This window comes from Bradyrhizobium sp. STM 3843 (assembly GCF_000239815.1).
Taxonomy (GTDB): Bacteria; Pseudomonadota; Alphaproteobacteria; order Rhizobiales; family Xanthobacteraceae; genus Bradyrhizobium.
This window is the reverse complement of sequence record NZ_CAFK01000039.1, coordinates 48086-67724: the sequence shown is the minus strand read 5'-3', so window position 1 is coordinate 67724 and position 19639 is coordinate 48086. Positions and strand designations below refer to the sequence as shown.

The 19639-nt window shown below is 66.3% G+C and carries 18 protein-coding genes and 1 riboswitch; of the genes, 12 read left to right on the top strand and 6 right to left on the bottom strand.

The window, feature by feature from the left end; genetic code table 11:
- Positions 1 to 10 precede the first annotated feature (10 nt).
- On the bottom strand, positions 11 to 2383 hold the full coding sequence (locus BRAS3843_RS05805; RefSeq protein WP_008967832.1) for an Orn/Lys/Arg decarboxylase N-terminal domain-containing protein: 2373 nt from the start codon (positions 2381 to 2383) through the stop codon (positions 11 to 13).
- 176 nt (positions 2384 to 2559) lie between these two features.
- On the opposite strand from BRAS3843_RS05805, the gene cobT reads away from it, so the two are divergent.
- Genes cobT through BRAS3843_RS05790 form a run of 3 tightly spaced genes read left to right on the top strand, consistent with a single transcriptional unit; the run spans position 2560 to position 4933 of the window.
- Positions 2560 to 3615, top strand: coding sequence for a nicotinate-nucleotide--dimethylbenzimidazole phosphoribosyltransferase (gene cobT, locus BRAS3843_RS05800; protein ID WP_008967831.1), 1056 nt, complete (start codon positions 2560 to 2562; stop codon positions 3613 to 3615).
- Entirely contained in the window at positions 3615 to 4211 is a 597-nt protein-coding gene (locus BRAS3843_RS05795) for a histidine phosphatase family protein (protein WP_008967830.1), read from the top strand. The genes cobT and BRAS3843_RS05795 overlap by 1 nt, the downstream gene beginning before the upstream one ends.
- Positions 4208 to 4933 carry an adenosylcobinamide-GDP ribazoletransferase gene (locus tag BRAS3843_RS05790; RefSeq protein ID WP_008967829.1) on the top strand — a complete coding sequence of 242 codons (726 nt, stop codon included), beginning with the start codon at positions 4208 to 4210 and terminating at the stop codon, positions 4931 to 4933. The genes BRAS3843_RS05795 and BRAS3843_RS05790 overlap by 4 nt, the downstream gene beginning before the upstream one ends.
- On the opposite strand, the gene cobD is transcribed toward BRAS3843_RS05790, so the two are convergent.
- Positions 4920 to 5969: a threonine-phosphate decarboxylase CobD gene (gene cobD, locus BRAS3843_RS05785; protein ID WP_008967828.1), complete on the bottom strand. Its 1050-nt coding sequence runs from the start codon at positions 5967 to 5969 to the stop codon at positions 4920 to 4922. The two genes, BRAS3843_RS05790 and cobD, sit on opposite strands and share 14 nt — an antisense overlap.
- 23 nt (positions 5970 to 5992) lie before the next feature.
- Between cobD and cbiB the strand changes: the two genes are divergently transcribed.
- Entirely contained in the window at positions 5993 to 6970 is a 978-nt protein-coding gene (gene cbiB / locus BRAS3843_RS05780; protein ID WP_008967827.1) for an adenosylcobinamide-phosphate synthase CbiB, read from the top strand.
- On the opposite strand, the gene BRAS3843_RS05775 is transcribed toward cbiB, so the two are convergent.
- From BRAS3843_RS05775 to cobU, 3 genes are read right to left on the bottom strand one after another with little or no spacing between them, the layout of a single operon-like run.
- Positions 6957 to 8447 carry a cobyric acid synthase gene (locus tag BRAS3843_RS05775; RefSeq protein WP_008967826.1) on the bottom strand — a complete coding sequence of 497 codons (1491 nt, stop codon included), beginning with the start codon at positions 8445 to 8447 and terminating at the stop codon, positions 6957 to 6959. The genes cbiB and BRAS3843_RS05775 overlap by 14 nt on opposite strands.
- 4 nt (positions 8448 to 8451) lie before the next feature.
- The gene (gene cobO, locus BRAS3843_RS05770; RefSeq protein ID WP_008967825.1) at positions 8452 to 9060 is read right to left on the bottom strand and encodes a cob(I)yrinic acid a,c-diamide adenosyltransferase; all 609 of its coding nucleotides are present in this window, start codon (positions 9058 to 9060) and stop codon (positions 8452 to 8454) included.
- A 20-nt stretch (positions 9061 to 9080) separates the two neighbouring features.
- Complete coding sequence (cobU, locus tag BRAS3843_RS05765) at positions 9081 to 9617, bottom strand: bifunctional adenosylcobinamide kinase/adenosylcobinamide-phosphate guanylyltransferase (protein WP_008967824.1); 537 nt, start codon at positions 9615 to 9617, stop codon at positions 9081 to 9083.
- Positions 9618 to 9654: 37 nt separating this feature from the next.
- A riboswitch (cobalamin riboswitch) is annotated at positions 9655 to 9847 on the top strand.
- Between the two features lie 116 nt (positions 9848 to 9963).
- On the opposite strand from cobU, the gene BRAS3843_RS05760 reads away from it, so the two are divergent.
- From BRAS3843_RS05760 to cobJ, 8 genes are read left to right on the top strand one after another with little or no spacing between them, the layout of a single operon-like run.
- Positions 9964 to 10596 carry a HupE/UreJ family protein gene (locus tag BRAS3843_RS05760; protein ID WP_008967823.1) on the top strand — a complete coding sequence of 211 codons (633 nt, stop codon included), beginning with the start codon at positions 9964 to 9966 and terminating at the stop codon, positions 10594 to 10596.
- 3 nt (positions 10597 to 10599) lie between these two features.
- Positions 10600 to 11013 (top strand): DUF1636 domain-containing protein, encoded by a 414-nt coding sequence (locus tag BRAS3843_RS05755; protein WP_008967822.1) that lies wholly within the window; start codon positions 10600 to 10602, stop codon positions 11011 to 11013.
- Positions 11010 to 12044 carry a cobalamin biosynthesis protein CobW gene (gene cobW, locus BRAS3843_RS05750; protein WP_035980918.1) on the top strand — a complete coding sequence of 345 codons (1035 nt, stop codon included), beginning with the start codon at positions 11010 to 11012 and terminating at the stop codon, positions 12042 to 12044. The genes BRAS3843_RS05755 and cobW overlap by 4 nt, the downstream gene beginning before the upstream one ends.
- Positions 12045 to 12053: 9 nt before the next feature.
- The gene (gene cobN, locus BRAS3843_RS05745) at positions 12054 to 15467 is read left to right on the top strand and encodes a cobaltochelatase subunit CobN (protein WP_008967820.1); all 3414 of its coding nucleotides are present in this window, start codon (positions 12054 to 12056) and stop codon (positions 15465 to 15467) included.
- Complete coding sequence (cobG, locus tag BRAS3843_RS05740; protein WP_008967819.1) at positions 15464 to 16747, top strand: precorrin-3B synthase; 1284 nt, start codon at positions 15464 to 15466, stop codon at positions 16745 to 16747. The genes cobN and cobG overlap by 4 nt, the downstream gene beginning before the upstream one ends.
- Positions 16740 to 17372: a precorrin-8X methylmutase gene (locus BRAS3843_RS05735; RefSeq protein ID WP_008967818.1), complete on the top strand. Its 633-nt coding sequence runs from the start codon at positions 16740 to 16742 to the stop codon at positions 17370 to 17372. Before cobG ends, BRAS3843_RS05735 begins: the two co-directional genes overlap by 8 nt.
- Positions 17369 to 18127 (top strand): precorrin-2 C(20)-methyltransferase, encoded by a 759-nt coding sequence (locus tag BRAS3843_RS05730; RefSeq protein WP_008967817.1) that lies wholly within the window; start codon positions 17369 to 17371, stop codon positions 18125 to 18127. The genes BRAS3843_RS05735 and BRAS3843_RS05730 overlap by 4 nt, the downstream gene beginning before the upstream one ends.
- On the top strand, positions 18124 to 18888 hold the full coding sequence (cobJ, locus tag BRAS3843_RS05725; protein WP_008967816.1) for a precorrin-3B C(17)-methyltransferase: 765 nt from the start codon (positions 18124 to 18126) through the stop codon (positions 18886 to 18888). Before BRAS3843_RS05730 ends, cobJ begins: the two co-directional genes overlap by 4 nt.
- On the opposite strand, the gene BRAS3843_RS05720 is transcribed toward cobJ, so the two are convergent.
- Positions 18879 to 19628, bottom strand: coding sequence for a cobalt-precorrin-6A reductase (locus BRAS3843_RS05720; RefSeq protein ID WP_008967815.1), 750 nt, complete (start codon positions 19626 to 19628; stop codon positions 18879 to 18881). The two genes, cobJ and BRAS3843_RS05720, sit on opposite strands and share 10 nt — an antisense overlap.
- Between the last annotated feature and the right edge of the window lie 11 nt (positions 19629 to 19639).

Below are 19639 nucleotides of genomic sequence, written 5' to 3'. Positions count from 1 at the left end.
CGGCACAGGCTCACTCGGCGGCGACGTAGGTATAGAGCCTGACGCGGCCGGCCTCGTCGACCTCCTTGTAGAGCCCCTGGATCTCGACATCGAAGCCGGGGAAGGTGTTGAACGCCTGCTCGAACATCTTCAGGTAATCGATCATCGGCTTGGCGCGTTCCGACAGACGTTCGCCCGGCACGATCGTGGCAATTCCTGGCGGGTAAACCACGAAGGGCGTGGTCGCGATCCGTCCGGCGATCCTGTCGATCGGGAGATAGTCCACATCGTTGCGCATCAGGCAGCGCGCGGCCTCGCGAGGCGACATTGCAATCTCCGGCATATGCTCGGGCAGGAACTGCTTCGCCTGCAGCGCGCTCACGTCGGCCTCGCGGTAGAAGCGATGCATCTCGGCGCAGAGGTCGCGCAGCCGCACCTTGCCGTAGCGCGCGAAGCGGCGGCGGGTGAATTCCGGTATCGCATCCTCCAACAGCACATTGTCGTCGTGCAGCTTCTTGAAGGCGACCAGGCCGCTGATCAGGGTGCCGGCCTTGCTGGCCTCGACCCCCGGCGTCACCAAAAACAGCAGCGAGTTGAGATCGTTCTTCTCCGGAACGATGCGATTTTCGCGCAGATATTGCGCAACCACGGGGGCGGGCACGCCATGCTCGGCATAGCCGCCGGTCGCGCGGTCGAAGCCTGGGGTCAGCAAGGTCAGCTTGTTCGGATCGGTCATGGCGAAGCCAGGGGCGAGATCCGGGAAGCCGTGCCAGCTGGTCTTTTGCGAGCTGGTCTTGGGATTGAGCTGCCAAAGCGATGCGTCGGTGGCGAGCTGATCGGTCGAGATCGCGTCCCAGGCGACGTCGTGGACCCCGCCGGGGCTTGCGGCATCCGGAAGTGCCACGCGGTCCGGCACGAAGGGCTCGAAGAACCAGCGCCGCGCCGGATCCTTTTCCTTCTCCTCAAATTCCCGGCGCATCGCCCGGATCTTCTTGCGCAATTCGATGCCGAGCCGGATCGTGTCGTCCCACAGCACCTCGCCGGAGCGGCCCTTCATCATCTGCGCGCCGACATCGAGCGAGGCGAACAGCGGATAGAACGGCGAGGTCGAGGCGTGCTGCATGAAGCTTTCGTTGAAGCGTCGGTGCTCGACCCTCCGGCGCTGGCCCTTGATGTGACGATCCTTGATGTGGATCTGCGAGGCCTGGGAGAAGCTCGCGAGCTGCTTGTGGGTCGATTGCGTGGCGATGATGCCCGGCGCATCCGGTCCCAACTCCGACAAGCCCATGGCGAAACGGCCGGCATAGAGCGGGTGGAATTTCATGAACCCCGCCCAGGCCTCGTCGAACATGATGTACTCGCAGAGGTGGCCGATACGCTTGAGGATCATCTCGGCGCTATGGATCGAGCCGTCATAGGTGCACTGCTCGACCACCGCGACCCGGAACGGACGTTCCTTGCGCCAGGCGTCGGGATCCTTGACCAGCGGGTTGTTGCGGATCTGCTGGCGCAGATGTTCCTCGTCGAGCAGGTCCCAGCGCATCGGGCCGATCAGGCCCCAGGCATTGCGTACCGTCGGGATGTAGACCGGAATGCCGCCGGAGATCAGCAGCGCACCGTGATGGGCGGCCTTGTGGTTGTTGCGGTCGAACAGCACGAGATCGCCGTCGGTGACCAGCGCGCCCAGCACCACCTTGTTCGAGGTCGAGGTGCCGTTCAACACGAAATAGGTCTTTTCGGCGCCGAAGATCTGCGCCGCCTCCTTCTGCGCCCGCAGCGCCGGCCCCTCATGGGTCAGGAGGTCGCCGAGGTCGAGCACGGAATTGTCGAGGTCGTCACGGAACACGGCTTCGCCCAGATGCTCGACGAAAACCCGCCCGATCGGGCTGCGGCTGTAGAACACGCCGCCGTTGTGGCCCGGGCAGGTCCAGAGCTGGTTGCCTTCCTCGGCATAGTCGACCAGCGCGCCGAAGAATGGCGTCTTCAACGTCTCCGCATATTGCTTCAGCCGGCTGATCAGGTTCTTGGCGATGAAGGGCGGGGTCTCCTCCGAGAGGAAGACATAGCCGTCGATGAAGTCGAGCACCTCGACCGGCAGATCCTCGAATCGCTTGCGGCGAATCAGCAGGATGATCGGGAAATCGAGGCCGCGTCGGCGCATCAGGTTGATCAGCGCCGCCGTCTTGCCTTCCAGGCCTTTCTTGCCCCAATCGACCACCATGCAGCCGATCGCCGCATCGGTCTGCACCGCGATCTCCGCATCCTCGAGCTTGCGCGCGCGCACCACCTCGAAGCCGGAGCGCTGGATCTCCTCGATGATCTGGTTGAAGCGGACGCCGGCGAGGTCGTCGGCCTCGAACACCGGAGCCGCGAACAGGAAGGTGAAGCGTCGGAAGTAATCCATGCGGGTCTGCCAGGTTGGGTCGGGAGGCCAGCTGTCGGCGTATTCCATGACACTTAAATGACAGTATAAGGTGCCATCGGAGCGGGCGCGTTCAAATCAGCGGTATGAAGGCTGCTTGTCACGCCGCCGCGCCGATGGCAATCGTGCCAGTTCGATTCTTTGCTATGGAAGTCGCCGTGTTGCCTGATTGGATGAACGTCAGATGTCCAGCTCCCTCGGAGCGCCACCGCGAGGCAGCGCTCGCGCGCCAGTCGCAGCTGACCAAGCCGCTGGGCTCGCTCGGACGGCTCGAGGAGGTCGCCGTCCAGCTGGCAGCGCTGCAGGCCACCGATAGGCCGGGTGCGGATCGGGTGCCGATTATCCTGTTTGCCGGCGATCACGGGATCACAGCCCGTGGGGTCTCGGCCTATCCCTCCGAAGTGACCGTGCAGATGCTGCACAACTTTGCAGCTGGCGGGGCCGCAATCTCGGTGCTGGCGCGCACGCTCGGCTGTCCGCTCGAGCTCGTCGATGCCGGCACATTATGTGAGGAGCCGATCACTGGCGTGATCGTCGATAAGCCCCGCGCTGGCGCACGAGATTTCAGCATTGCGCCGGCACTGACCTTGGAGGAGATGGCGTTTGCGCTTGCCTGCGGGCTGCGCGCGGTCGCACGACAGGCGGAGCGCAAACCGCACCTGGTGATTCTGGGCGAAATGGGAATCGGCAACACGACCTCGGCTGCGGCGATTGCGGCGGCGCTGCTCGGCTGCGCCGCGGATGATATCGTCGGCGGCGGTACCGGGCTCGACGGGGAAGGGCGATCGCGAAAGGCGCGCGTGATCGCCGATGCGCTCGTGCTGCACGGACTTGAGGTCGGAACCCCCGTGCAGACCGTGCTCGCGGCCGTTGGCGGGCTCGAGATCGTGGCGATGACCGGTGCGATCATTGCGGCTGCGCAAATGGGCATCCCGGTTCTGATTGACGGCTTCATCGTGTCGGTCGCTGCCCTTGCTGCCGTCAAGCTCAATCCCTCATGCCGTCCCTGGCTGATCTTCTCGCATCGCTCGGCGGAACGCGGTCATGGGATCGTGCTGGACGTCCTCGACGCGCGGTCGCTGATCGACCTCGATCTGCGGCTCGGCGAAGCCTCCGGTGCGGCCACCGCGCTGCCGCTGCTGCGGCTGGCCTGTGCGCTCCATAACGGGATGGCGACCTTCGCCGAGGCCGCCGTGTCGGGCCGCACGAGCTGATGCGCATCGATCTCCTGCGGCATGGCGACACCGGCCGCGATGGCTATCTCGATGGTCGCACTGATCCTCCCCTGAGCCAGACCGGCTCGCAACAATTTGCCACGCAGACGAAATATCGAGATTGGAAGCTCATCGTAAGCTCGCCGCTGGTGCGGGCGCGCTCCGCTGCCGAGAAGCATTCGCGACGAATGGCCACACCGCTGCAGATCGATCCGGATTGGCGCGAGCTCGATTTCGGTCGGTGGGACGGCCGCGAGCGTCGCGAGATCGCGACAGAGCCCGGCGATGCCGCGTTGCTCGAGGCTTTCTACGCGGACCCCGCTGCGTTCACCGCACCCGAGGGTGAAAGCTGGACCAGCCTCCAGCATCGCGTCGGGCGCGCGCTCGATCGGCTGACCGCGAATCCCGAGCTCTCTCCCGTGCTCGTCGTCACCCATGGCGGGGCGATCCGCGCAGCACTGTCGCTGGTCTTGGGCTGGCCGCTGCGATCGCTGTGGAGTTTGCGCATCAAGCCCGCCACGCGTATCACGCTCGAGATTGGGCGCGGCGAGGACGGCGCGCTCTGGGGCGAACTCGTCGAGATCATCCAGCCATGAGCCTGCGTGAATTCTGGATCGCGCTGCAGTTCCTGACACGGCTGCCGACGCCTCGCATCAAGGATGCTGAGGCAGGCGATCTCGCGCGCGCGGCAATCTACTTTCCTGCGGTCGGACTCGTTGTCGGTATCTGCCTGGCGCTGATCGCGCGCATCCTCCATGGCAACGATTCCTGGGTGGTTGCGCTGGCCGTGCTCGCGGCCTGGATCTGGATCACCGGGGCGCTGCACCTCGATGGGCTCGGCGACGTTGCGGATGCATTCGGCGCGTCGCATGGCAAGCCCGATCGCTTCATCGATGTGCTGGGTGATCCTCATGCCGGCAATTTTGCCGTGGTCGCAATCGCGCTCCAGATCGCGGCGAAACTCGTGCTGATTGCGCAATTGCCGCCGACGCTCGCGCCGTGGGCGCTGCTTGTTATTCCGGCTTGGGCGCGCTGGGGCACGTTGCTCTGGAGCAGGCTGCTCGTATCGTTGAAGCCCGGGCTCGGTGCAAGCGTCGCAAACAGCGTCGGCTGGTTGATGATCGGAGTCTGGGCTCTGGCGCTCGTTGTTCTCGCCATGTTCGGCGCGCGCCCGACGCTGCTTGCCCTCGTGGTGATCCCGGCGATCGCGCTCTACTGGCAATGGCGGCTCGGCGGCATCACCGGCGATGGCCTCGGCGCCGGTATCGAGGTGACCGAGACCCTGCTGCTGTTCGCCTGCGTGCTCAGTTGGCGCTGAGCGCATCGGCGAGGCGCTGCCATTCCCGCTCGCAGCCGGGCAGGCCGAAGCGCAGCCACGCCGGGTTGTATGAAAATCGCCTGACATGAATGCCATGCCGCGCGAGCCTGTCGGCGAAATCTGCGGCGCCCATACTCTCAACAAGCCTGAACAGAGGCGACCCACAGAGGGTTACAGACCCGAAACTCAGCGGTGTGCAACCTGCAGCGCTCAGCAACGCATCGAGGCGTTGGCCGTCAAGCGTCAAGCACGCGCGTGCTTGTTCCAGCCAACGATCGTCGCCTAAAGCCGCGGTTCCGATCGCGAGCGCTGGCCCCGAGACAGCCCATGGGCCCAGCGCGCGATGCAGCCGATCGGCCATGTCGAAGGAGGTAATGGCGAAGCCAAGTCTTACCCCTGCGAGACCGTAAGTCTTGCCGAAGGAGCGCAGCACGAGGGTCGCCGGCGGAAGATTGGAAGTCAGGCTTGCCTGCACGGGACACAAATCAGCAAAAGCTTCATCCACGACCAGCAGGCCATTGCGGCCGGCGAGCACCGCGCCGAGTGCGTGAAGCGTGGCGCGCGGCAGCAATTGTCCGGTCGGATTATTGGGATTGACGACCACGGCGACGTCGGCCTCTGCCAGCGCATCGATCCTGTCGACTAGGCGAACCTTGTGTCCGCAACTGCGCCAGCACAACGCGTGCTCCTCATAGGTCGGTGCGAGCACTGCCACGGAGCCGGATGGACGCAGGCGAGGGATGATCTGCAGCAGAGCTTGTGTGCCCGGCGCGGCGACGATGCTATTCAGCACGCGTACGCCGTAGCGATGTGCGGCGGCGGCCAGCAAGGCTTGTTCGTCCGCCTTGGTCGGCAATCGCGACCAGGCATCGGCGGAAAGCGGCGGGACAGGATAGGGGATCGGATTGATCCCGGTCGACAGATCGATCCAGGGCTTGGGCGCGTCAGGATAAAGCCGACTGACCTCGTCGATATTGCCGCCGTGAACGACCGCTTCCGATGCGGTTCCTGGCGTGCTAGTCGCTCTGTCGTTCATATCAGGCCTTCGATTGGATCTCGATGTTTCTCGCCGTTGCGCTCGCTGCGTTGATCGTTGAGGCGCTGTTCGGCTACCCGCAAGCGCTGGTGCGCCGCATCGGCCATCCCGTGATGTGGATCGGCGCGCTGATAGCATGGGCGGACCGGCACTGGAACCGCGCTTCGGACTCGTTCACCCTCCGTCGCCTCTGGGGCGCTGCGTTGGTACTCCTGCTCATCATGGCGGCTGCATCCATTGGGCTGGGGCTCACGGCAGCGGCGCGCTTGGCATTGCCCGAGCCATTCGCCACCGGCGTCCTAGGGCTCCTCGCCAGCAGCCTGCTGGCACAGCGCAGTCTTGATCAGCATGTGGCGGCAGTCGCCTCAGCGCTTGAGAAAGAAGGCCTCGTTGGCGGCCGCCGAGCCGTCTCGATGATCGTCGGCCGCGACCCCGAAAGCCTCGATGAAGCGGGCGTGGCGCGTGCGGCGATCGAGAGCCTGGCCGAGAATTTCTCCGACGGGGTGGTCGCGCCGCTGTTCTGGCTCGCCATCGCCGGCCTGCCGGGCATGCTGATCTACAAGTCCATCAATACCGCCGACAGCATGATCGGGCATCTGTCGGAGCGGCACCGCGCCTTCGGCTGGGCGGTAGCGCGGTTTGACGATCTCATCAATCTGCCGGCCTCGCGGCTCTCAGCGCTGTGGCTTGTGTTTGCGACCGTTGCCATCCCCGGCGCGTCAGCGCGCGGTGCGATACCCGCGCTTTGGCGTGACGCGCACAAGCACCGCTCGCCCAATGCTGGCTGGCCGGAAGCCGCGATGGCCGGCGCGCTCCGCCTGCGGCTGGCCGGCCCGCGGGTCTATCACGGTGAGATTGTCGACGACGCCTGGATGGGCGAGGGGAAAGCCGACGCTAAGGCGAGCGATATCCGGCGCGCATTGCGGTTCTACCGAGCCGCCTGCGCCGTTCAGGCGCTGGTCCTCGCCGCGCTGGTTGTGGTGATCGCTATCTGGCGCTGACTGAAAGCGTGGGCCGGCGTGCCAAGTCCAGAATGCGGTCGATATCGAGGTGCCGTTCAAGATGCGCGGCAAGGGCGTCGAGCGTGGTCTCGACCTCGGCGTCATAATCCGCCACCGTCGATACGGCACCGAGCATCTCCAGCCATCGCTCGCGCAGGCCGTCGTCGCTGAACAACCCGTGCACATAACACCCCGCGACGCGGCCGCTGGCATCGACCGCGCCGTCGCAGCGGCCATCATCGAAGGTCAGGAATGGCCTGATGGTGTCAGCGCCGGTGGTCTGGCCGATATGCATCTCATAGCCGCGAAAGCGCGCGCCGCCGTCGTGCAGGGAGCCGCTGACCTCACGCAGCGCCTTGTCCGAGGTCAGCACCGTCGCCACGTCGAGCAGTCCGAGCCCGGGGACCGCGCCGGCCGGCCCCTCGCGACCATCGGGGTCGCTGATGATCTGGCCCAGCATCTGATAGCCGCCGCAGATCCCGAGCACCCGTCCGCCACGGCGGATGTGGGCGGCGAGATCGATATCCCAGCCGGTCTGCTGCAGGGCAGCCAGATCGGCGATGGTCGCCTTCGACCCCGGCAGGATGACGATGGCGGCGTCTCCGGGGATTGGCTCGCCCGGACGCAGAAACTGCAGCTCGATGCCGGCTTCCAGCCGCAACGGATCGAACTCGTCGAAATTCGAAACGCGTGGATAGGCGAGCACGACGATCTTGGGCAGACCGCCTTCTCCCGATCGGTCACGGGAAGGCAGACCGAGCGCATCCTCGGCCGGCAGCCGTTGCGCCTCATTGAAATGCGGCACGAGCCCGAGCGCCTGCCAGCCGGTCCGTGCCGCGATGTCAGCCATCCCACTCGCAAACAACGCGGGATCGCCGCGGAACTTGTTGACGAGAAAGCCTGCGATCAGCGCGGCATCCTCGGCGGCCAGCACGGCCTTGGTGCCAACCAAACTGGCGATGACTCCGCCACGATCGATGTCGCCGATCAGCACGACGGGTAGGTTCGCGGCGCGGGCAAAGCCCATATTGGCGATGTCGCCGGCGCGAAGATTGATCTCCGACGCCGAGCCGGCACCTTCGACCAGCACGATATCAGCGTCGTCAGCGAGATACGAAAAACTGTCGAGCACCGCAATCATCAGTTGCGGCTTCATGGCCTGATAGGCCGACGCCCTGGCGTTGCCGATCACGCGGCCCTGCACCACCACCTGCGATCCGATCTCGCTCTGCGGCTTCAACAGCACCGGGTTCATATGAACGGACGTCGGGCGCTTCGCCGCGCGCGCCTGCAGCGCCTGGGCGCGGCCGATCTCACCGCCATCGGCGGTCACGGCTGCATTGTTCGACATGTTCTGCGGCTTGAACGGCGCCACCTTGAACCCGCGCAATGTCAGCGCGCGCGCAAGGCCCGCGACGATCAGCGACTTGCCGACGTCGGAGCCGGTGCCCTGAAACATGATGGCGCGCGCGACCATGAGCTTAGAACTCGATGCCTTCCTGCGCCTTCACGCCGGCAGCGAAATGGTGCTTCACCAGGTTCATCTCGGTGACGAGATCGGCGGCGTCGATCAGCTCCGGCTTGGCATTGCGGCCGGTGACGACGACGTGCAGGTCAGGACGGCGCGTACGCAACGTTTCGACGACCTCGGCAATCGGCAGATGATCGTAGCGCAGCGCGATGTTGAGCTCATCGAGAATCACGAGCCCGATGGAAGGATCCGCCATCAGCTCCTTCGCCTTGGCCCACGCGCGCTTGGCCGCAGCGACATCGCGGGCGCGATCCTGGGTTTCCCAGGTGAAACCTTCGCCGAGCGTATGCCACGAGACCTGGTCGCCAAACTTTTCGATCGCCTTGCGCTCGCCGGTCTCCCACGCGCCCTTGCCGAACTGCACCACGCCGATGCGGAAGCCACGGCCGAGCGCGCGCAGCATCAAGCCCCAGGCTGCGGTGGATTTTCCCTTGCCCTTGCCGGTGTGAACGATCAACAGACCCTTCTCGATGGTCTTTGATGCGACCTCGGCGTCCTGGATGGCCTTGCGGTTCTCCATCTTGGACTTGTGACGCGCATCCTCGTTGCTTTCACTCATTCTGATGTCCTCTCGATGCGCTATTTCAATGTCAGCGGCAGGCCCGCTGCCATCAGGATGACGCGATCGGCCAGTGCCGCGATGTCCTGGTTGAGGCGGCCCTGCGCATCGCGAAACGCGCGCGCGAGCGCGTTGTCAGGCACGATGCCAAGCCCGACCTCATTGGAGACGGCGACGATCGGCCGCTTCGCCTGGGCTATTGCATCGACGAGCTCACGGCAAGCCGCGGCAACGTCGCGGCCGGCCAGCATGACATTGCTGAGCCAGAGCGTGAGGCAGTCGATCAGAACCGGCGTCCTGGCACCGCCATGTGCCACAATCGCCGCTGCAAGATCGAGAGGCGCCTCGATCGTCGTCCATCCCTCGGCACGACGCGCTTTGTGCTCAGCGATGCGCGCGGTCATTTCCGCGTCGAAGGCCTGGGCTGTAGCAATATAGATCCAGGGCGGTTCGGCGGCCGTGATCAACCCTTCCGCGTAGCGGCTCTTGCCGGAACGGGCACCGCCCAGCACCAGGGTCAGGTGCGGCAGGACTGGGTTGGGCGGGGAGGGCGGCATGAGGTCAGGATTCCGATTGACGGGCTTTGTCCCAATCCCGTATCTAACAGATGACGGTTCTCCGAAAGGAGAGATTTAGGGAACGCGGTGCGGGCGCAAGCCCCAGGCCGCGGCTGCCCCCGCAACTGTAATCGGCGAGTGCGAGGCCTTATGACCACTGGGAAACCGGGAAGGTGGTCTCGCGCGGCGACCCGAGAGCCAGGAGACCTGCCGTCGACATTGCTGTTGGCCGACCCGTCGCGCGGGGAGTCGCGATGCAGGGTTCTGATCCCGGGAACGTCCGGGATGCCGTCGGGCGCAGCGTATCGCACGAACCCATCCGGTTCGGGTATCGACGGAGACGGCCATGAGATATCCCATTCGCATTGCGTTTGCAGTTGCAGCTTTGGCGCTGTTCGCCGCTGATCCCGCGTCAGCGCATCACATGATGGGCGGCAAGCTGCCGCAGACCTTTACGCAGGGCCTGCTCTCCGGCCTCGGCCATCCCGTGATCGGGCTCGATCATTTCGCGGCGATCATCGGCGCCGGCATCATTGCGGCGCTGATCGGCCGCGGCTTCGCGCCGGTGCTGGCCTTCACCACGGCGATGATCGCAGGCGTGATGCTGCATGTGGCGCGCGCGGACATTCCCGCTGCGGAGCTGCTGGTCGGACTGTCGACCGCCGCGATCGGCCTGTTGATCGTTCTCCGCAGCGGCTTCGGCGTGCTGCCGGTCGCGATCCTGTTTGCGCTCACCGGCCTCGTGCATGGCTATGCGCTGGGTGAATCGATCGTCGGCGCCGAAAATACGCCGCTTGGCGCCTATCTCGCCGGGCTGCTTGTGATCCAGAGCCTGATTGCCGCAGGCGCGTTCGCGGCCACGCGCTTCGTGGCAGCGCGCGGCGTGTCGTTCGGATCTGTCGCGGTGCGGACCGCGGGCGCGGCCATTATGTTGGTCGGTGGCGCTGCGGCTGCCATGGCTGCCGGTCTGGCTGGCTAGTTGATGACCAATACATCCCCTGACGCGACGACGCTGTTCGTCTGCGTCACCTGCAAGACGCAGACTGCGGAGCCTGTGTCGAGCGAGGGGCCGCGCGCGGGTGCGCGGCTGCTCGAGGCGATCCATGCTGTTGCCGGCGAGCGGCGCGACGAAGTGACCATCGTGCCGGTCGAATGCCTCTCGAACTGCAATCGCTCCTGCACGGTCGCGGTCTCCGCGCCCGGCAAATGGACCTATATCGTCGGCGCGCTCGATCCGGACGCTCATGCCGATGACGTGCTGGCTTTTGCCCGGCTGCATCAGCGCCATGAGGCCGGGCTCCCGCCGTGGCGGGAGCGGCCCGAATACGTCAGAAAGAACACGATCGCGCGCGTGCCGCCGCTGCCGCGCTCATCCGAAGAGGCTTCGCTGCCATGAAATCTTTTGCAAAGACGCCGTGCACCATCGTCACCGGCTTCCTCGGCGCCGGCAAGACCACGCTGGTGCGCAACCTGATCGAGACCGCGAACGGCCGCCGGCTCGCCATCATCGTCAATGAGTTCGGCGATGTCGGGATCGATGGCGATATCCTCAAAGGCTGCGGCGTGCCGGATTGCCCCGAGGATCGTATCGTCGAGCTGTCGAACGGCTGCCTGTGCTGCACCGTCGCCGACGATTTCGTGCCGGCGTTGAAGAGCCTGCTCGATCAGAAGGATCCTCCCGAGCATATCGTGATCGAGACCTCCGGCCTCGCGCTGCCGAAGCCGCTGGTGCAGGCGTTCAACTGGCCTGAGATCGCGACCCGCGTCACCGTCGATGGCGTTGTCGCTGTCGTGGACGGGCCGGCCGTCGTCGCCGGCCGCTTTGCCGATGATCCGGAGGCGCTCGCCGCGCAACGCGCGGCGGACACGTCGCTCGACCACGACAATCCGCTCGAGGAGGTGTTCGAGGATCAATTGCTCTGCGCCGATCTGGTCGTCGTGAACAAGAGCGACCTGATGACGGATGTTGAGCGGAAGACCGTCAGCTCCGAGATCGCGACCAAGGTGCAGCGCGCGGTCAAGGTGATCGCATCCGAGCACGGCAAGCTGTCGGCCTCTGTGCTGCTTGGACTGGGTGCTGCAGCGGAAGCCGATCTTGCGGCGCGCCCCTCGCATCACGACAACGAAGCCGAGCACGACCACGATGATTTCGAAAGCTTTGTGCTGGACGTGCCGGCGCAGGCCTCGCCTGAGGCGCTTTTGGCCCGTATCGCCGATGCTGTAGGCGCGCACGACGTGCTGCGCGTCAAAGGCTTTGTCGAGGTTGCGGGCAAGCCGCTGCGGCTCTTGATCCAGGCGGTCGGCAGTCGCATTCAGCATCAGTTCGAGCGGCCCTGGCGCGCCGGGGAGGAGCGCCAGGGGCGGCTGGTCTTCATTGGCGAGCGTGGCCTCGACGTGGCCGCGATCAAGAGCCTGGTCGCAGGCTAGGCGAGGCCGATGCATCTCCTGGCGACATCAGGTGCCGCGCTCGACGACCTCGAACAGGCCGTGGATCTCGCGCAGTCGCCCGCGGACATCGTGGTGCTGTCGTTTTCCGACAGCGATCTCTCGGCATTGGCCGAGGCATGGCGGGCAGGCGCAGAAGAACTGCCGAGCTTGCGGCTTGCCAGCCTCAAGCGGCTCAAGCACCCGATGTCGGTCGATCTCTATCTCGATCGTGTCGTGGTGGCGGCGCGTGCCGTCGTCGTGCGCTGCCTCGGCGGTCTCGATTATTGGCGCTACGGGCTGGAGCGCCTTGCCGTACTGTGCCGGAGCCGCGGCATCCTGCTTGCTGTTCTGCCCGGCGATGATCGCACTGATGAGCGCCTGGATGCGCTCTCCACTTTGCCGCTCGACGTCACTGCGCGACTCTATGGCTATCTGCACGAGGGCGGCGTGGCCAATGCGCGCGAGGCGTTGCGCTATCTGAGCTCGCTGCTCGGACGCACGACGGAATTCGCCGAGCCTGTTGCAATCGGTTCCGTCGTCGGATTTGTCGCGCGACGCGGCGCCGTCGCAATCGAGGAGCTGTGCCTTGCGCGCGATGCCAGGCCCTGCGCCCTGATCGTGTTCTATCGCGCGAGCCTGCTCGCCGCCGACACCGCGGCGATTGAGGCCCTGCAAAACGCGCTTGACGGCGAGGGGCTTGCGTCGGCCGCCGTCGCCGTGACCAGCCTGAAAGACCCTGATGTTGCCGACGGATTGGCGCGACTGATCGCGGCGCGACGGCCCTCCGTCGTGCTCAACGCCACCGCATTCTCGGCATTGCGCGAGGACGGCACCACCGCGCTCGATGTTGCCGATGTGCCGGTGCTGCAGATCGTTCAGGCCCAAAGCAGCGAAGAGGCCTGGGCCGCATCGGCACGCGGCCTGTCGCCGACCGACCTCGCCATGAACGTGGTGCTGCCGGAGCTCGACGGGCGGCTCTTGGCGCGCACCATCGCGTTCAAGGGCGAAGCGCCGCTCGACGAGCGGCTCGAATTCGGGGCTATCAGCTACGTGCCGCAGCCCGACCGCATCGCATTCGTCGCGCGACTCGCGGCGCGCTGGTGCCGTTTGCGGTCCATGCCGACTGCAAAGCGCCGGCTCGCGCTGATGCTGTCGGATTATCCGGCGCGCGGCGGCCGCCGCGGCTATGCCGTCGGCCTCGATACATCGCAAAGCGCGGCCGAGATCATCCGCCTTCTCGCCGAGCAGGGCTATGATCTCGGGGCGGCGCTTCCCAGCGCGGCCGACATCGAAGCCTTGCTGAGAGGCGAGGCCGCCGAGCTTGCTATGCCCGTTGCGATCTATCAGCACACTTTCGCGGCCTTGCCGGACGATTTGCAGCGCGAACTTGCGCAAAGCTGGGGGCCGCCCGAGTCCGACCCGGCCGTTGTCGATGGCGCCTTCCGCTTTCCGGTGCTGCGCGCCGGCAATGTCCTCATCCTGCTGCAGCCGGATCGCGGCGCGCACACAGATCGCAAAGCGGGCTATCACGATACCACGGTGCCGCCGCGCCATGCCTATGTCGCGCTCTATGCGTTTTTGCGCGAAGCCGAGCGGATCGATGCGCTGGTGCATCTCGGCGCCCATGGCACGCTGGAGTGGCTGCCTGGCAAAGCGCTGGCGTTGTCGCAGAGTTGCTGGCCGGAGGCCGTGCTTGGACCGCTGCCGGTGATCTATCCCTTCATCGTCAACAATCCGGGTGAAGCCATGCAGGCCAAGCGCCGGCTTGGCGCCGTGACGCTTGGTCACCTGACGCCGCCGCTGTCGCAGGCCGGTTTGCATGGCCCGCTGCTCGAGCTCGAAGGTCTGGTCGAGGAATATGCCGAGGCCGATGGGCTCGATAGGCGCCGCATGAGTCTGCTGGAGGACGAGATCGTCGCGCGTGCCTGGGCGAATGGTCTGGCCGTGGATTGCGGCCTGGAGCAAGGCGCGACCGGACGCGAGGCGATTGCGAAGCTCGATGCGCAGCTCTGTGACATCAAGGAGCTCGCGGTGCGCGACCGTCTGCACGTGTTCGGCCGTGCACCGGATGACGCTGCGATCGGACTGCTTGGGGATGCCATAGCCACCGCTGGCGGGGAGGGCCATGATCGCAGCCGGATTGATCTGGCGATCCGCGACAGCGCTCGCGCCGAACGCGCGGCGCTGCTCGCCGCACTCAATGGCCGGCGCGTGGCGGCGGGCCCTGCGGGGGCACCGAGCCGCGGCCGGCTCGACGTGCTGCCGACCGGGCGCAATCTCACCGCGATCGATCCGCGCGCGATCCCGACCCGCACGGCCGCCGTGGTCGGCGCCCGTGCCGCCGACGAGGTGATCCGCCGCTATTTGCAGGATCATGGCGAGTATCCGCGCGCGCTGGTGCTCGACCTCTGGGCCTCGGCCTCGCTGCGCACCGGCGGCGATGATCTCGCGCAGGCGCTGGCCTATCTCGGCGCGCGGCCGCGCTGGGACCTCAATTCCAACCGCGTCACCGGCATCGACGTGCTGCCGCTGGCCGCGCTCGATCGGCCGCGCATCGATGTGACCTTGCGCATCTCGGGGCTGTTTCGCGACATCTTCGAAGCGCAGATCGCGCTGTTCGGTCTCGCCGTGCAGACGGTCGCGGCGCGCGATGAAGATGATGCCGACAATCCGCTCGCAGCGGCGAAGCGGCGCGGCGACAGCCTGGCGCGGGTGTTCGGCGGCGCTCCCGGCACTTACGGTGCCGTGACTGCGAACCTTGTCCTCGGCACAGCGTGGGATAACCGCGAGCAACTGGGCGAAGCCTACCTCGCGGCTGCAAGTCATAGCTTCGGTGGTGCGCATGAGGCCGCGCCAGGCGAGGCAGCCTTCCGCGACCGCGTCCGCAGCGCTGACGCGCTGGTGCATCCGCAGGACGACCGCGAGCGCGATCTGCTCGATGGCGAGGAGGTTGCTGATTTCGCCGGTGGTTTCGCGGCCGCGGCTGCCGCGCTCGGCGCCTCGCCGGCGCTGCTGCATCTCGACACCAGCCGGCCCGAGGCGCCGAAGGCGCGCGCGATATCTGAGGAGATTGCGCGCGTGGTGCGCGGCCGGCTCACCAATCCGCGTTGGATTTCCGGCATGCTCGCGCACGGCTATCGCGGCGTCGCCGAGATCGCGCAGGGCGTGGACGCGCTGTATGCTTTTGCAGCCACCTCGGACGCCGTGCCCGGCCATCTGTTCGAGCTGGCGCATGCGGCGCTGCTGAGCGATGCATCCGTGTGTGAGGCGATGCTGGATCGTAATCCGGCGGCGGTGGCGTCCATCGTCTCACGCCTGGACGACGCGCGACGCCGCAGATTGTGGGTTCCGCGCCGCAATGCTGTGGCGGATGAGCTCGCTGCGATCGCGGCACGCGCGAGCCGCGCGGAGGTGAAGACATGACCGGCTCCTTCGCCATCAAGGGATGGTGTCCCGGCGCGCGACGGCCGATGCAGAGCGGGGACGGTCTCGTCGTACGCGTCAGGCCGCATGCCGGCAGCGTACCGGTCGGCGCGCTGAAAGCGCTGGCCGATGCGGCCGCGCGGTTCGGCAACGGCCAGATCGACCTGACGCGGCGCGCCAATTTGCAGCTTCGCGGGGTGACCGCCGAGACGCTTGCACCTTTGTGGAGCGTGCTGGCGGCGCTCGATCTGCTCGACGACGATGCTGAGCGGGAGGCGATCAGGAACATCGTCATCAACCCCCTGGCCGGGGTTGATCCGACTGAAGTTGTCGACATGCGCCCTGTTGCGCGCGCGCTCGAATGCCGGTTGGCGGCTGGGCCTGGGGTGCAGCAGCTGCCGGGCAAATTCGGCTTCTTGCTCGATGGGGGCGGATGTCTTCCGCTGCTGCAGCTCGAGGCTGATATCCACCTGGTCGCTTGTCGAGATGGTGCCGACGCGTCGATCGCAATCGGACTTGACGGTCCGGACGGGCTCGCATGGCTTGGCTCAACGGCTGCTGCGGACGCCGCCGCGATTGCCGTTCAGCTCGCGCTCGCCATCCTGAAGCGGAGTCCGACCGGCCGGGCGCGCGCATTGTCATCCGAGGCGGTCAGCGCCATCCGCGCCGAGCTTGGCTTGCGGTCGCTTGATCGTTCGATCGCGAATGTGAGACAGGTCGCTTCGCAAGCACGTGGCCTGATTGCGCTCGCCAATGGAACTTATGCAGTCGGCCTCGGAGCGGTCTTCGGCCGTCTCGATAGCGAGGCCATGGCGGCGTTGGCCTTCGAATTGGCCCGCCTTGGCATTGCCGAGCTGCGACTGTCACCATGGCGAACGTTATATGCGGGGATTGGGGACCGCGCAGATGGCGAGCGTCTCCTCGCTTTTGCGCGCGGGTCTGGTCTCATCGTCGATGACGCCGATCCGCTGACGCGCGTCGACGCCTGTTCGGGCGTCGGAAGCTGCAGCTCAACCACGCTCGCGACGCGCCAGCATGCGCGCGTATTGGCCGACATGGCCGAGAGCACCGGCTTCTCCGGCACGCTGCACGTCTCCGGCTGCGCCAAGGGCTGCGCGCGGTCGGCGCTCGCGGACCTGGTCTTCATCGGTGATGGTGACCACTACCGGGTCGTCCGCCAGGGAACGGTGAAGGATAACGCGTTCGCCGAATTGGACCCGGCCCAGATCGCGACGGCTGGCCATGCCCTGCTAACGCAAGAGAAGAGCGCTCATGTCTGACGCGCGCGACTATATCCGCGATGGCGCCGAGATCTATCGGCGCTCCTTTGCGACCATCCGCGCCGAGGCCGATCTGTCGCGCTTCCGCGGACTCGAAGAGAAGATCGCGGTGCGTATCATCCATGCCTGTGGCATGGTCGAGATCACCTCCGATATCGAGATGTCGGAGACCTTTGCCGCAGAGGCGCGCGCGGCGCTGAATCGCGGCGCGCCTGTTCTGTGCGATGCCAAGATGGTGGCGCAGGGCATCACGCGCGCGCGGCTCCCGGCGAAGAACGAGATCATCTGCACGCTCGACGATCCGCAAGTCGCCGGGTTGGCAACGCGGCTCGGCACGACGCGGTCGGCGGCGGCGCTGGAATTGTGGCGTCCGCATCTTGCCGGCGCGCTGGTCGCGATCGGCAATGCGCCGACCTCGTTGTTTCACCTGTTGGACATGCTGGACGCCGGCGCATCGCGCCCGGCGGCTGTGATCGGCACCGCGGTCGGCTTCGTCGGCGCCAGAGAATCCAAGGAGGCGCTGGCCGCCGATGGCCGCCTGCCTTATCTGATTGTCAGGGGACGCAAGGGCGGCAGCGCCATGGCGGTGGCCGCGGTGAATGCCATTGCGAGCGATGCCGAATGAGCCTGCTCGATACCATCGCCGGCCGGGCAGAGGCCGGAACGCTTTACGGCATCGGCGTCGGTCCCGGCGACGTGCGCTACCTGACCTTGCGCGCGGCCGGACTGGTTCGCTCGGTCGACGTGGTCGGCTTCTTTGCCAAGCGCGGTCTTGAAGGAAACGCTCGCCGGATCGTCGCGCCCTTGATGGACGCATCGCGCCACGAACTGCGATTGGAATACCCTGTGACCGAGGAAGTGCCGGTTGCAGACGCCGCCTATCAGGCCGAGATTGCCGCCTTCTATCGTCGCGCCGCCGACAGCATTGCTGCGCATCTGCAGGCAGGCCGCTCGGTCGGCCTGCTCTCCGAAGGCGACCCGTTCTTCTATGGTTCGTTCATGCATATGTGGCGGCGGCTCGAGCGCGATTTCCCGGTCGAGGTCGTGCCTGGCGTCACCGGCATGTCGGGCTGCTGGACCCAGGCGAACGTGCCGATCACCTGGGGGGACGATATCCTATCCGTCTTGCCCGGCACGCTGGCCGAAGACATCCTGTGCGACCGGCTGCAGCGCTGCGAGGCGGCTGTCATCATGAAGGTCGGACGCAACCTGCCGAAGGTGAAGCGCGCGGTGACAGGCGCCGGGCTGCTCGCGCGCGCGCTCTATGTCGAACGCGGCACCATGGATGGGCAGCGCATCGTGCCACTGTCGGCATGCGACGACGAGCGCGGACCGTATTTCTCGATGGTCCTGATCCCAGGCCAGGGACGTCAGCTATGACGGGAACACTCACGGTGGTCGGCCTCGGCCCGGGACGGTCCGAACTCATGACCCCGTCCGCGGCAGATGCGATTGCGCGCGCAACCGACCTGGTCGGTTACGGGCCCTATCTCGATCGCATCACAACGCGGGCGGAAGGCCAGCACCGCCATGCGAGCGACAATCGTGTCGAGCTTGAGCGTGCCCGGCACGCGCTTGAGCTTGCTGCAGGCGGCAGGCACGTCGCGGTCATCTCGGGTGGTGATCCCGGCGTGTTCGCGATGGCGGCGGCGGTGTTCGAAGCGGTCGAGGCCGGTCCGTTAGAATGGCGTCGACTTGATATCAACGTTGAGCCGGGCGTGACTGCCATGCTGGCGGCCGCCGCCGAAGTCGGAGCACCATTGGGCGGCGACTTCTGTGCGATCTCGCTGTCCGACAATCTGAAGAGCTGGGCGACGATCACGCGCCGGTTGGAGGCGGCGGCCGCCGGCGACTTCGTCATCGCGCTCTACAATCCCGCCTCGAAGGCACGCCCTCATCAGCTCGGGGAGGCGTTTGAGATCCTGCGACGGACAAAGCCGTCTTCGACCATCATTGTGATGGTGCGCGCGGCCGGGACCGGCGATGTCAGCCGCACCGTGACGACGCTTGGCGACGTTGATCCGGCGCAGGCCGATATGCGCACGCTGGTGCTGATCGGATCATCGGCGACCCGTCTCATCAGGCGTGACGGCAAGGCCCCCTGGATCTACACGCCGCGCCGCGAGACGGATCAACCGTGATGCGCGAGCAGGGCCTCCAGCCAGCGCCGAGCGGCCTGCGCGCCATCGAGGGGCACGCCGCCCGGCTTGTCGGGACGCGCGATCATGACCACGGGAAGCTGCAGCCGGCGCGCGGCCGCGATTTTCGGATAGGTCGCCGCACCGCCGGAGTTCTTCGAGACGAGGGCTTGAATGCGTTCGCCCCTCAGAAAGTCGTCTTCATTGGCTTCGTCGAACGGTCCGCGCGCATAGACGAAACGGATGTCGGGCGGCAGCGGGACGTCGCCGGGCGGATCGATGGTGCGGGCGATATAATGATGCTGAGGCGCTGCGCAGAAAGCGGCGAGATCGAGCCGGCCGAGGCTGAGAAAGACGCGCGCCGGATCGCTACCGAGCGCAGCCGCTGCGGCTTGCGGCGTGTCGACCTCGATCCATTGGTCGCCATCCTCGCATTGCCAGGCAGGGCGGACAATCGAGGCCAGAGGGAGCGACACCGCGCGGCACGCCGCGACGGCATGTGCAGAGATTTGCGCGGCGTAGGGATGGGTGGCATCGATCACGGCGGCGATGGCGTTGTCGCGCAGCCAAGCCTGCAGTCCGGCGCCACCGCCGAAGCCGCCGATGCGCGTCGGGACCGGCTGCGGCTTTGGCGAGGTGGTACGGCCTGCGAGCGACAGTGTCGGCTGGAACCGGGCATCACCGGCCAGCAGACGCGCCAGCTCCGAGGCTTCGGTGGTGCCGCCGAGAATGAGAATGCGCATGGAGGGCGTTG